This window comes from Rathayibacter sp. AY1C6 (assembly GCF_002931535.1).
GTDB lineage: Bacteria > Actinomycetota > Actinomycetes > Actinomycetales > Microbacteriaceae > Rathayibacter.
Genome location: NZ_PSWC01000005.1, coordinates 48494 through 62085, shown reverse-complemented (window position 1 = coordinate 62085; position 13592 = coordinate 48494). Strand labels below are relative to the sequence as shown.

Sequence of the window (13592 nt, the reverse complement as noted above, 5' to 3'; positions counted from 1 at the left end):
CGGGCCGTCAGGCTCCCGGGGCCGGGTTGAGCACGTCGTCGAGGTCGACGTCCGCCACGACCACGTCGCCGGAGTCGTCGACGCCGACGATGCGCAGTGCCCCGTCGACGATCGCGAAGTCGTGCCGGGAGCCGTTGCCGACCGAGACGCCGTGCACGGGGAGGTCCTCGCTGCTGAGCGCGCGGATCAGGCTGCCGATGACCGCACCGTGCGTGGCGACGACGACGGACGCGTCGGGGAAGCGCTCGGCCACTTCGAGCAGCGCGGCGGTCGCCCGCTCGACGACCTCGGCGCGGGTCTCGCAGCCGGGGATCGGCGCGCGCTCGATGCCTCCGGGGAAGCGCTCGGCGAGCTCGGGACCGGTCATCCCCTCCGCCTCGCCGTAGGCGCGCTCGGCCAGGCCCGGCACCGCCAGCGGCTCGTCGAGTCCGAGACCGCGCGCGATGATCGCTCCGGTGTCGAAGGCGCGCTGCAGCGGACTGGCGACCACCGCGTCGAAGCGCCGGTCGGCGAGCAGCCGCGCCGCCGCCCGCGCCTGGGCGCGCCCGGTCGCATTGAGCGGGATGTCGCTTCTGCCCTGGATGCGCCGGGCGGCGTTCCAGTCGGTCTGGCCGTGGCGGACGAGGGTGAGCTGGGTCACAAGGGCCTCTCGGGAGGTCGGGTGCGGAGCGGGCGGGAGCTCAGAGGGCGGCGGTGCGGCGCGCGGGCAGGCGCTCGGCGAGCTCGCGGAGCACCTCGCTGGTGCCGCCGTCGATCTTGATGCTCGCGCGCGAGTCGCCCTTGGTGGTGCCGCGGTTGACGATCACGATCGGCATCCGGGCGCGACGGGCGATCTCGAGGAAGCGGATGCCGGAGTTGACCACGAGCGACGAGCCGGCCACGAGCAGCGCGTCGGCGCCCGCGACGATGGCGCGCGCCTCCTCGAACCGCTCGGTCGGGATGAACTCGCCGAAGAAGACGATGTCCGGCTTCAGGATCCCGCCGCAGACCGTGCACTCGGGGACGGTCATCGCCGAGACGTCGTGGACCTCGGCGTCGCCGTCGGGGTTGAGGGAGGAGACGTCGGGGTCGTCGAGCCAGGGGTTGAGCGCCTCGATCCGCTCGGCCACCGCGTCGCGGGCGAAGTACTGGCCGCAGGTCATGCAGCGCACACGGTCCGCCGAGCCGTGCAGATCCACCACGCGGCGCGAGCCGGCTCGGACGTGCAGGCCGTCGACGTTCTGCGTGACGACGCCCGTGAGCAGGCCGCGCTCCTCGAGCCGGGCCAGGGCCCGGTGGCCGTCGTTGGGGAGCGTGCTGGTGAAGCGGCGCCAGCCGAGCTGGCTGCCGGCCCAGTACCGGCGGCGGTAGTCGGGATCGGCGACGAACTGGGAGTAGGTCATCGGGCTGCGCACCGGTGCCCCGGCTCCGCGGTAGTCGGGGATGCCCGAGTCGGTGCTCATGCCCGCGCCGGTGACGGCGGCGATGCGGCGCCCGCTGAGGAGTTCGACGGCCTGCGCGACCGCGAGCGCCTCGGGGCCCTCGGCGACCGGTGTCGGACTCGACTCCATCCGCGCCTCCTTCGAGGGCCGTTCGAGCGGCCCCCGGACGAGTTTAGTCCGCGCCGTGCCCTAGATTGCCGGGATGCCGATCGTGCACATCACCGACCTCGACCACCCGCTCCTCGCCGACTACCACCGCCTCACCGACGTGGCGCTGCGGCGGGTGCTGGAGCCGGAGGGCGGTCTGTACATCGCCGAGTCCGCCAAGGTGATCGAGCGGGCGCTCGACGCCGGGCACCGTCCCCGCTCGGTCCTGGTGCAGGAGAAGCGGCTGCCGGACGCGGCCGGGGTGCTCGAGCGTCATCCCGAGGTGCCGGTCTTCGTGGCGCCGGATCCGCTGATCGAGGAGCTGACCGGGTTCCACCTCCACCGCGGAGCGCTCGCCTCGATGCACCGTCCGCCGCTGCGGCCGATGGCCGAGCTGCTGGAGGGCGCGCGCCTCGTCGTGATCCTGGAGGACCTGGTCGACCACACCAACGTCGGCGCCGTCTTCCGCGCCGCGGCCGGCATGGGCGCGGACGCGGTGCTCGTGACGCCACGGTGCGCGGACCCCCTGTACCGGCGCAGCGTCCGGGTGAGCATGGGCACGGTCCTGCAGGTGCCGTGGACGCGCACCCCCGAGTGGGCACCGGCTCGCCGCGCTCTGGAGGAGGCCGGGTTCTCGGTCGCCGCGCTGGCGCTCGCTCCGGACGCGGTGCCGCTCGACGAGTACGCGGCGGCTCGCCCCGAGCGCGTCGCGATCATCCTGGGCGCCGAGGGGGACGGGCTGAGTCGCGCGGCGCTGGACGCCTCGGACACCGTCGTCACCATCCCGATGCTGCACGGCGTCGACTCGCTCAACGTGGCCTCGGCGAGCGCCGTCGCACTGTGGGCGCTGACCCGCGGGCGCTGACCGCCGGGCTCCGGCGCTCGGCGGCCCGGCGGTGACCCGCCGCTGACGCTCGCGACGCGGGATCGGGGTCGGTGCCGCGCGTCACCCGCCGCGTCCGACGACGGGGCGGCGTCCGGGACGGGTGAGAGGCCCGCCCGTACGATGACGGGGTGACCTCCCCGACCCGATCCGACGACGCCCTCGACCTGTTCGGGGAGCCCGCCGCGCCGGAGCCGCGACCGCGTCGACGGCGCGGGGCGGTCGTCGCCGGTCTCGTCGCCGCGACCGTGCTGGTCGGCGGAGGCGGTGCCTACGCCACCAACGCGGCGACCGCGGAGCTGCCGACGGCGAGCGCCGTCGCGGTGGACCCCGTCTCGAGCACCGTCGACCCGCCCGCTCTGGCCTGGCCGGCCTACGGCTCCGGCGCCGTGGCGGCCGTGGGCGTCGACGGGACGGAGGAGGACGGGCTGCTCGCCCGCTACGGCTCCACCGGAACCGTGCCGACGGGGAGCATCGCCAAGGTCGTCACCGCTCTCGTCGTCCTCGCGGCGAAGCCGATCGCAGAGGGGACGGACGGGGAGACCATCACCTTCACGAGCGCGGACGTGCAGTACTACAACGACACCCTGGCCGAGAACGGCTCGAACGCTCCGGTCACCGCGGGTCTGGAGCTGACCGAGCGGGAGGCGCTGACCGCCATGATGCTCCCGTCCGCGAACAACTACGCGAAGTCCCTCGCGATCTGGGCGTACGGCTCGGAGGACGCCTTCCTCGCCGCGGCGCGCGGCTGGCTCGACGGGCAGGGGCTCGAGCGGACCTCCCTCGCCGACACCAGCGGGCTCTCGCCGGCGACCGTCAGCACGACGGCCGAGATGGTGCGCCTGGGCGAGCTGCTGATCGCGGACCCGGTGCTCGCTCCGATCGTCGCGATGCCGACCGCGGTCATCCCGGGGGTCGGCGAGGTCGACAACACCAACTCGCTCCTCGGCCGCGCGGGAGTCGACGGGATCAAGACGGGGACGACCGACGAGGCGGGCTCGTGCCTGCTGTTCTCGCTCGACGCGACCGTCGAGGGCCGGCCGATCACCCTGGTCGGCGTGGTGGTGGGCGCGCGCACGCACCCGCAGCTCGCCGCGGACGTGCTGACCCTCGTCCCGACCGTCGAGGCGGGCTTCCGGACCGTCCCGCTGACCGTCGAGGGGCAGGACTACGGCACTCTCACGAGCGCGTGGGGGGAGACGGCGACGGCCGAGACCGTGGAGGCGCGGTCCGTGCTCGTCTGGGGCGCGGTCTCGACGTCGACCACGGTCGCCCTCGATCCGCTCGAGACCGTCGCCGACGGCGAGCGCGTGGGGACCGCGACCGTCGACGTCAACGGCACCCCGTACGAGCTTCCCCTCGTCGCCGACGGATCGATAGAGGACCCGGGCTTCGCCTGGCGCCTCGGCCACCCGGCCGAGCTGTTCGGCTGAGTGCGGGGCGAGCCGCCGCCTCCCGGGAGCGGATCAGGCCAGGGGATCCGCGGCCCGGTCGCCGACGATCCGCACGCCCGCGGTCGCGATGTCCTCGGCGACCTCCTCCGGCGTCGCGTTGCCCGGCACGACCGAGCCCGGCTCCGAGGCCGCGGGATCGATGCTCCAGCGCTCGGCGGAGGGCCGCTTGGCGGTGATGAAGTCGCCGGAGGACTGGTGGCGGACGCGGCGCAGCACCCACGGCACGAGGTACTCCCGCGCCCACTGGATGTCCTCCGTGCGGGCGGCACGCCACGTGCGGGCGTGCAGCGGCTCCGGGGCGAGGGGGCGCAGGTCGTTCTCGACGTTCAGCGACTCGAGAACCATGCGCGCGACCTCGTGGTGGCCGTGCGGGTTGAGGTGCAGGCGGTCCGGCGCCCACATCCGCACGTCCTGGATCTCCTGGAGGGACCACTGGTCGGCGACGATGCAGTCGTACCGCTTGGCCAGCGCCCGCAGGTTCTCGTTGTAGATCGCGACCTTCCCGCGGATCCGCCCGAACACGGGGGAGAAGCCCACGTCCACTCCGGTGAAGAGGACGACGGTCGCCCCGTCGGAGCGGAGCCGGGCGAGGCCCGACTCGAAGCGGGACGCGATGTCGTCGGGGTCGGTCCCCGGGCGGATGACGTCGTTCCCGCCCGCGGAGATGGTGATGAGGTCGGGGCGCAGCTCCAGGGCGGGCTCGACCTGCTCGTCGACGATCTGCTGCAGGAGGCGGCCGCGGACCGCCAGGTTGGCGTAGGCGAAGTCCTCGTTCTGGCTGCCCAGGACCTCCGCCACGCGGTCCGCCCAACCGCGGTGCCCGCCGGGGCTGCCGGGCTCGGGATCGCCGATCCCCTCGGTGAAGGAGTCGCCCAGGGCGACGTAGCGGGACCACGGATGACGCTGCTCGACCATCCCTCCATCATGCTCCGCACCCGGCCGCCGGTGGCACGGCGCGACACGCCGTGCGCCTCCCGGCGGGCCGCGGAGACCGAGCCGCTGTCGGAGGCGTCGGCTAGATTCGGTCCACGTGAACAGTCCCTCGAGCTTCGGTCATCAGGTCGGCACCTCCGCCGCTGAGCACCTGTCCCCGTCGTTCCCGGGCAGGGCGCCGTGGGGTACCGCGAACAAGCTCCGCGCCTGGCAGGCGGAGGCGCTCGAGGCCTACTTCCAGCACGAGCCGCGGGACTTCCTGGCCGCCGCGACCCCGGGCGCGGGCAAGACCACCTTCGCGCTGCGGCTGGCCGCCGAGCTGCTGCACAACCGCACGGTCGACCGGATCACCGTGGTCGCGCCGACGGAGCACCTCAAGCGCCAGTGGGCCGAGGCCGCGCACCGCGTCGGCATCCGCCTGGACCCGACCTTCACCAACCGCATGGGCCGCCACGCCCGCCACTACCACGGCGTCGCCGTCACCTACGCGCAGGTCGCCGTCCGCGCCGAGCTCCACCGCGAGCTCACCCTGTCCGGGCGCACCCTCGTCATCCTCGACGAGGTGCACCACGCCGGCGACGCGCTCAGCTGGGGCGACGCGGTGCGCGAGGCCTTCGAGCCCGCCGTCCGCCGGCTCTCGCTGACCGGGACGCCGTTCCGCTCGGACACGGCAGCGATCCCGTTCGTCAGCTACCTGCCGGACGAGGAGGGCATCCGCACCTCGCTCACCGACTACGCCTACGGTTACGGCCGCGCGCTCGCGGACGGCGTCGTCCGGCCGGTGCTGTTCATGGTCTACGCCGGGCAGATGCGCTGGAAGTCGAAGGCCGGCGACGAGATGGAGGCGCGGCTCGGCGAGGGCAACACCAAGGACATCACCTCGCAGGCCTGGCGGACCGCGCTGGACCCGAAGGGCGACTGGATCCCCTCTGTCCTCCGCGCCGCGAACACCCGCCTCACCGAGGTGCGGCGCGCCGTGCCCGACGCCGGCGGCCTGGTCATCGCGACCGACCACTACACCGCGCGCGCCTACGCCGCGATGCTCCGCGAGATCAGCGGCGAGACCGTCACCGTCGTGCTCTCCGACGAGAAGGAGGCGAGCGACCGGATCGAGGAGTTCGCGAAGGACACCAGTCGCTGGATGGTCGCGGTCCGCATGGTCTCCGAGGGCGTCGACGTGCCGAGGCTCGCCGTCGGCGTCTACGCGACATCGGCGTCGACTCCGCTGTTCTTCGCCCAGGCGATCGGCCGCTTCGTGCGCGCGCGGCGCCGCGGCGAGACCGCCTCGGTGTTCCTTCCGAACGTGCCCGGCCTGCTCGCGCTGGCGGGCTCGATGGAGCTGCAGCGCGATCACGCCCTCGACCGCAGGACGTCCGACGACGAGGAGTACCCCGAGGCCGATCTGATGGCCGACGCCGAGCGCAGCGAGAAGGCGTCCTCGGATCTCCTGGAGGAGGGCCGCTTCGAGTCGATCGGCTCGGCCGCCACCTTCGACCGCGTCGTCTACGAGGGCGCCGAGTTCGGGATGGAGGTCGAGGTCGAGAGCGAGGAGGAGCTCGACTTCATCGGCCTGCCAGGGCTCCTCGAGCCCGACCAGGTGCGGGAGCTCCTCCAGCACCGGCAGCAGCGGCAGGCCAAGCGCGCCGGCAGCCGCGCGGGGGCGGCGGCCCCGGCCGAGCCGGTGAGCGAGATCCCGGCACCGCTCTACCGCACGCTCAAGGAGCAGCGCAGCCTGCTCAACTCCCTGGTCGGCCTGTGGGCACGGGGGACGGGCGAGTCGCACGGCCAGGTGCACACCGAGCTGCGCCGGCTCTGCGGCGGACCCGCGGTGGCGCAGGCGAGCGTGACCCAGCTGCAGGCGCGGATCGATCTCCTGCGGCGAAGGCTCGGCTCGCACTGATCGCGGTGAGGCGCCCCGGTACGTGGCGCCGCGCTCTCGACGACGGAGCCGATCGCTGCTCCTGCCCAGCCCGGCCGGCCCCTCCGCGTGCGCCGGACAGTCCCTCCGGCGCGTTCTAGCCGATGCACCCGGCGCGGCGCCAGCCCTCCCCGGCGGACCGGGCGCGACCGTACTGTTCGAGCGTGACCCACCGGAACGACCTGCCCGCTCACGCGCCCGCAGGACGAACCGGACGGCGGTTCCGGCCGCCGGTCGTGACCACCGGAGGAGGACCGCGCGATGAGCGCTGACCGTCAGGGGAATGCTCGAGACACGCTCGCTAAGCTGAGCAGTCGGTCCGTCGCGGAAGTGACGGACCATCACCCCCGACGTCGGGCATCCGCAGACCGCACATCGGCGTCTCCCGGACTGCCCGAGAACAATCCCCTGAGGAGTCTCGTGGAGACCTGGCCCGGAACCGCCTACCCGTTGGGCGCGACGTTCGACGGAAGCGGCACGAACTTCGCCCTGTTCAGCGAGATCGCCGAGCGCGTCGAGCTGTGCCTCTTCGAGGAGGACGGCACCGAGACGCGCGTCGAGATCCAGGAGTCGGACGCCTACGTCTGGCACTGCTACCTCCCGCAGGTCCAGCCGGGCCAGCGCTACGGCTTCCGCATCCACGGACCGTACGACCCCGATGCCGGCCACCGCTGCAACCCGAACAAGCTGCTGCTGGACCCCTACGCGAAGGCGATCTCGGGGGAGATCGACTGGGACCAGTCCCTCTTCTCGTACACCTTCGGCGACCCGGACTCGACGAACGACGAGGACTCGGCGCCGCACATGATGATGGGCGTCGTCATCAACCCCTTCTTCGACTGGGCCGGTGACCGCCGCCCGCGCACCTCCTACGACAGCACCGTGATCTACGAGGCGCACGTGAAGGGGCTCACCAAGACGCACCCCGACGTGCCGGAGGAGCTCCGCGGCACCTACGCCGGAGTCGCCCACCCCGCGGTGATCGACCACCTCAAGCACCTGGGCGTCTCGGCGATCGAGCTCATGCCCGTGCACCAGTTCGTGAACGACTCCACGCTGATGGACAAGGGCCTCTCGAACTACTGGGGCTACAACACGATCGGCTTCTTCGCACCGCAGAACACCTACTCCTCCACGGGCGACCAGGGCCAGCAGGTCCAGGAGTTCAAGAGCATGGTGAAGGCGCTCCACGCGGCCGGCATCGAGGTCATCCTCGACGTGGTCTACAACCACACGGCGGAGGGCAACCACCTCGGCCCCACCCTGTCGTTCCGCGGCATCGACAACGAGGCCTACTACCGCCTCGTCGACGACGACAAGCGCTACTACATGGACTACACCGGCACCGGGAACACCCTGAACGTGCGCCACCCGCACTCGCTCCAGCTGATCATGGACTCGCTGCGCTACTGGGTGACGGAGATGCGCGTCGACGGCTTCCGCTTCGATCTCGCCTCGGCGCTGGCACGCGAGTTCTACGACGTCGACCGGCTCTCCACCTTCTTCGAGCTCGTCCAGCAGGACCCGGTGGTCTCGCAGGTGAAGCTGATCGCCGAGCCGTGGGACGTCGGGCCCGGCGGCTACCAGGTGGGCAACTTCCCGCCCCAGTGGACGGAGTGGAACGGCAAGTACCGCGACACGGTCCGCGACTTCTGGCGCGGCGAGCCGTCGACGCTGGGGGAGTTCGCCTCGCGCCTCACCGGCTCGGCCGACCTCTACGCGCACTCGGGCCGCTACCCGGTCGCCTCGATCAACTTCGTCACGGCGCACGACGGCTTCACCCTCCGGGACCTGGTCTCGTACAACGAGAAGCACAACGACGCCAACGGCGAGGACGGCAACGACGGCGAGTCGCACAACCGCTCCTGGAACCACGGCGTGGAGGGGCCCACGGACGACCCGCGGGTGCTCGCGCTCCGGGCGCGCCAGCAGCGGAACTTCCTCGCGACGATGCTGATCTCCCAGGGCGTCCCGATGATCCTCCACGGCGACGAGCTGGGCCGGACCCAGAACGGCAACAACAACACCTACGCCCAGGACAGCGAGCTGACCTGGATCGACTGGGCGCACGCCGACCGGCCGCTGCTCGAGTTCACCGCGGCGCTCATCCGCCTGCGCGCCGAGCACCCGACCTTCCGCCGCATGCGCTTCTTCGACGGCCGCCCCGTCCTGCGCGGCGACGGCGAGCCCCTGCCCGACATCGTCTGGTTCACCGCCGCCGGCACCGAGATGTCCCCGTCCGACTGGGACTCCGGTCTCGGCCGATCGGTGGGCATCTACCTCAACGGCAACGGGATCCGCGAGCGCGACCAGCGCGGGCGCCCCGTCACCGACGACAGCTTCCTCCTGTACTTCAACGCCGACGACGTCGACGTCGAGTTCGCGATCCCGAGCGACGAGTACGCGCTCGAGTGGAGCGTCCTCGTCGACACCGCCGGCGCCGAGGCGGACTCGATCCCGCGTCCGGCGGGGGCGATGCTCACCGTCCAGGCGAAGTCGCTCGTCATCCTCCAGGAGCACAGCACCCCCGAGCCCGAGGTCGACCACTCGGTCGCCGCCTCGCTCGCGTCCCTGGCCGCCACCTCGGCCATCCCGATCGTCTCCTCGACCGGACCCACCAGCCCCCACGCCGAGTCGACCGACTCCGCGACCGCACCCTCGACAGGAGCCTGACGTGCGTCTGCCCGCCTCCACCTACCGCCTCCAGATCCGGTCGGCGTTCGACCTCGACGACGCCGCCCGCGTCGCCGACTACGTGCGCGCGCTCGGAGCGGACTGGCTGTACTTCTCGCCGCTGCTGAAGGCCGAGCCCGGCTCGGACCACGGCTACGACGTGGTGGACCACACCGAGGTCGATCCCGACCGCGGTGGCGCGGCCGGCCTGGCGAACGCCTCGGCCGCGGCGCGGGCGGAGGGCCTCGGCGTCCTCATCGACATCGTCCCCAACCACATGGGCGTCGCGACCCCGAGCGAGAACTCGTGGTGGTGGGACCTGCTGAGGAACGGGAAGTCCTCCCGCTACGCCACCGCCTTCGACATCGACTGGGAGGCGGGGGGCGGGAAGCTGCGCGTGCCGATCCTCGGCGACGGTGCGAGCGAGGGAGACAGCGACAGCGAGCTCGACGCGCTCGAGGTCGTCGGCGACGAGCTGCACTACTACGAGAACCGCCTGCCGATCGCGCCCGGCACCGCCGAGCCCGGCGACTCCGGCCGCACGGTGCACGAGCGCCAGAGCTACGAGCTCGTGAACTGGCGCCGCGCCGACGCCGAGCTGAACTACCGCCGCTTCTTCGCGGTGAACACCCTCGCCGCCATCACGGTCGAGCGGCCCGAGGTGTTCGACGCCTCGCACGCCGAGATCGTCCGCTGGTTCACCGAGGGGCTCGCTGACGGCCTGCGCGTCGACCACCCGGACGGACTGGCCGACCCGGGCGGATACCTCGACGACCTGGCCCGCGCGATCGGCGGCGCCCCGGTCTGGGTCGAGAAGATCCTCGAGGGCGACGAGGAGCTCCCGCCGCACTGGGCGACCGTCGGCACCACGGGCTACGACGCCCTGGCCGACGTCGACCGCATCCTGGTCGACCCCGACGCCCGCCCCGTGCTGGAGGGCCTCGACGCCGAGCTCACGGGAAAGGGCGCCCCGCTGCAGTGGGCCGACCTCATCCACGACACCAAGCGCGGCATCGCCGACGGCATCCTCCGCTCCGAGGTCCTGCGGCTGGCCCGCCTGATCCCCGGCATCGAGGGAGCGGACGACGCGCTGGCGGAGCTCCTGGCGACCTACCCGGTCTACCGCAGCTACCTCCCCTACGGAGCGGAGCACCTCGAGCACGCCCGCGTCGATGCCGTGCGCCGCCGTCCCGAGATCCGCGCGACCATCGACGAGGTCGCCGCGGCGCTCGGCGAGACCGGCACGCCGGTGTCCGTGCGCTTCCAGCAGACCTCCGGCATGGTGATGGCGAAGGGCGTCGAGGACACGGCGTTCTACCGCTTCAGCCGCCTCACCTCGCTGAACGAGGTCGGAGCGGACCCGGACGAGTTCGCGATCGACCTGGTCGAGTTCCACCGCCGCCAGGCCGTGCGCCAGGCCTCGTTCCCCGCCTCGCTCACCACGCTCTCGACCCACGACACGAAGCGCGGCGAGGACACCCGTGCCCGCATCACCGCACTGGCCGAGGACCCGGAGGCGTGGGCGGCGACGCTCCGCGAGCTCCACGCCCTCGTCGGCTTCGGCGACGGCCCGATCGAGCACCTGCTCTGGGAGGCCGTCGTGGGGACCTGGCCCGCGAGCCGCGAGCGCCTGCACGCCTACGCCGAGAAGGCGTCGCGCGAGGCCGACGATTCGACGCACTGGACCGCTCCTGACGAGCAGTTCGAGAAGCGGATGCACGCGGCGATCGACGCGGCGTTCGACGAGCCCGCCGTCCGCCGGCTGGTCGAGCAGACCGTCGAGCGGGTGTCGGCCGCCGGCTGGTCGAACGGCCTCGCCGCGAAGCTCGTGCAGATCACCGCCCCGGGCATCCCGGACGTCTACCAGGGCAGCGAGCTCTGGGAGACCTCCCTCGTCGACCCGGACAACCGCCGCGAGGTCGACTTCGGGCAGCGTCGAGCGCTGCTGGAGCGGATCGACGGCGGCTGGAAGCCCGCGATCGACGCCGAGGGAGCCGCGAAGCTCCTCGTCACCTCGCGCGCCCTCCGGCTCCGCCGCGACCGCCCCGAGCTGTTCACCCGCTACGCCGCCGTCCCTGCGATCGGGCCCGCCGCCGAGCACGCGATCGCCTTCGACCGCGGCGGCGCGCTGACCGTCGCGACCCGGCTCCCCGAGGGCCTCGCCGCTTCGGGCGGGTGGAACGGCACGGTCGTGGTCCTGCCCGGGCACCCGATGGAGGACGTCCTCACCGGCCGCACCTTCGCGGGAGGAGTGACTCCGGTCGCCGAGATCCTCGCCGACTACCCCGTGGCGCTGCTCGCCCCGGTCTCCTGACCGGTTCCGCCACCGCACCGCAGACCGATACGACCCCTCCTGGAGACAGCAGTGATCAGCACGACTCCCTACCGCTACGCACTCCCGACGACCGGGCCCGAGCGGTTCGACGTCTGGGCCCCCGAGGCCTCGACGGTCGAGCTCCTTCTCGGTGACGACTCGTCGCTGACGATGACCCGCCACGGAGACGACGGATGGTGGCGGGCGCCCGCGTCGGCCCCGGCCACCAGCGAGGTCGACTACGGGTACCGGGTGGACGGCAGCGGTCCGCTGCCGGACCCCCGCTCGCGTCGCCAGCCGAAGGGCGTGCACGAGCTCTCGCGCACGTTCGACCCCTCGGCGCACGAGTGGGGCGACTCCGCCTGGACCGGGCGCGAGCTCGCCGGCGCCGTCATCTACGAGCTGCACCTCGGCACGTTCACACCCGAGGGCACCCTGGACGCGGCGGCGGAGCGCTTCGAGCACCTGCGCTCTATCGGCGTGGACTTCATCGAGCTGCTGCCGGTCAACGCGGTGAACGGAACGCACAACTGGGGCTACGACGGCGTCCTCTGGTACGCCGTGCACGAGCCGTACGGCGGACCCGAGGCGTACCAGCGCTTCGTGGACGCCGCCCACCGCGCCGGCCTCGGCGTGGTCCAGGACGTCGTCTACAACCACCTCGGCCCGAGCGGCAACTACCTGCCGGAGTTCGGCCCCTACCTCAAGAACGAGAAGGCCAACACCTGGGGCAGCTCGATCAACCTGGACGGCGAGGGTTCGGACACCGTCCGCGGGTACATCATCGACAACGCTCTGATGTGGCTGCGCGACTACCACGTCGACGCCCTGCGCCTGGACGCGGTGCACGCCCTCTCGGACGAGCGGGCCGTGCACGTGCTCGAGGAGATGGCGAGCGAGGTGGCCGTGCTGTCGGCCCACGTCGGGCGCCCTCTGACGCTGATCGCCGAGTCCGACCTCAACGACCCGACGCTGATCACTCCGCGGGAGGCGCACGGCTACGGGCTCGACGCGCAGTGGAGCGACGACTTCCACCACGCGGTCCACGTCGCGCTGACCGGGGAGACCACGGGCTACTACGAGGACTTCGCGCCGCTCGGCGCCCTCGCGAAGGTGCTGACCCGGGGCTTCTTCCACGACGGCACCCTCTCGACGTTCCGCGGCCGTCACCACGGCCGTCCGGTGGACACCGAGCACATGCCGACCTGGCGCCTGGTGGTCTGCAGCCAGAACCACGACCAGATCGGCAACCGGGCGGTCGGCGACCGTCTGACGGCGACCCTCGACGAGGGGCGCCTCGCGATCGCCGCGGCTCTGACGCTGCTGGGCCCTTTCACTCCCATGCTGTTCATGGGGGAGGAGTGGGCGGCGTCGACCCCGTGGCAGTTCTTCACCTCGCACCCGGAGAAGGATCTGGGCGAGGCGACGGCGAAGGGCCGCATCGAGGAGTTCGCGAAGATGGGCTGGGACCCGGAGGTCGTGCCCGACCCGCAGGACCCGGAGACGTTCCTGCGCTCGCGGCTCGACTGGTCCGAGGTCGGGGAGGGGCGTCACGACCGCACCCTCGAGGTGTACCGCGAGCTGGCGGCGATCCGCCGCCGCTACCCCGAGCTGACGGACCCGCGCTTCGGGTCGCTCCGCGTGGATTTCGACGAGGATGCCCGCTGGCTGACTCTCGGCCGCGGTCGGGTGACCGTGGCGATCAACGTCGGCGAGTCCGCCGCCCGCATCGCCCTGCCGGAGGTGGCGGAGACGCTGCTCGGCGTCGGGGAGTACGCGGTGCAGCCCGGGGACACCGAGGTGGATCTCGGCGGTTCCTCACTGCTGGTGACGCTGAGCGCCTGAGCTC

The 13592-nt window shown here is 72.5% G+C and carries 9 protein-coding genes; 6 read left to right on the top strand and 3 right to left on the bottom strand.

Annotated elements, in window-relative coordinates; all coding sequences use genetic code 11:
* Positions 1–7: 7 nt before the first annotated feature.
* Both C5D36_RS04910 and C5D36_RS04905 read right to left on the bottom strand, forming a co-directional pair.
* Positions 8–640, bottom strand: coding sequence for a histidine phosphatase family protein (locus C5D36_RS04910; protein ID WP_104295324.1), 633 nt, complete (start codon positions 638–640; stop codon positions 8–10).
* A gap of 40 nt (positions 641–680) precedes the next feature.
* Positions 681–1550, bottom strand: coding sequence for a Sir2 family NAD-dependent protein deacetylase (locus C5D36_RS04905; protein ID WP_104295323.1), 870 nt, complete (start codon positions 1548–1550; stop codon positions 681–683).
* Between the two features lie 73 nt (positions 1551–1623).
* Between C5D36_RS04905 and C5D36_RS04900 the strand changes: the two genes are divergently transcribed.
* Together C5D36_RS04900 and C5D36_RS04895 are read left to right on the top strand one after the other, a co-directional pair.
* Positions 1624–2433 (top strand): RNA methyltransferase, encoded by an 810-nt coding sequence (locus C5D36_RS04900; RefSeq protein WP_104295322.1) that lies wholly within the window; start codon positions 1624–1626, stop codon positions 2431–2433.
* Positions 2434–2582: 149 nt separating this feature from the next.
* Entirely contained in the window at positions 2583–3884 is a 1302-nt protein-coding gene (locus C5D36_RS04895) for a D-alanyl-D-alanine carboxypeptidase family protein (protein WP_104295321.1), read from the top strand.
* Between the two features lie 33 nt (positions 3885–3917).
* Here C5D36_RS04895 and C5D36_RS04890 read toward each other — a convergent pair whose 3' ends face one another.
* Positions 3918–4820 carry an SGNH/GDSL hydrolase family protein gene (locus C5D36_RS04890; protein ID WP_104287900.1) on the bottom strand — a complete coding sequence of 301 codons (903 nt, stop codon included), beginning with the start codon at positions 4818–4820 and terminating at the stop codon, positions 3918–3920.
* A 115-nt stretch (positions 4821–4935) separates the two neighbouring features.
* Here C5D36_RS04890 and C5D36_RS04885 point away from each other — a divergent pair, with 115 nt between their 5' ends.
* From C5D36_RS04885 to treZ, 4 genes are all read left to right on the top strand, one after another.
* Positions 4936–6738 (top strand): DEAD/DEAH box helicase, encoded by a 1803-nt coding sequence (locus C5D36_RS04885; RefSeq protein WP_104292102.1) that lies wholly within the window; start codon positions 4936–4938, stop codon positions 6736–6738.
* A gap of 438 nt (positions 6739–7176) precedes the next feature.
* Positions 7177–9429 (top strand): glycogen debranching protein GlgX, encoded by a 2253-nt coding sequence (gene glgX / locus C5D36_RS04880; RefSeq protein ID WP_104237465.1) that lies wholly within the window; start codon positions 7177–7179, stop codon positions 9427–9429.
* 1 nt (position 9430) lies between these two features.
* Entirely contained in the window at positions 9431–11743 is a 2313-nt protein-coding gene (gene treY / locus C5D36_RS04875; RefSeq protein WP_104237464.1) for a malto-oligosyltrehalose synthase, read from the top strand.
* 51 nt (positions 11744–11794) lie between these two features.
* A complete protein-coding gene (treZ, locus tag C5D36_RS04870) occupies positions 11795–13588 on the top strand; it encodes a malto-oligosyltrehalose trehalohydrolase (protein WP_258062868.1) in 1794 nt (597 codons plus the stop codon).
* The last annotated feature ends 4 nt before the right edge of the window (positions 13589–13592 follow it).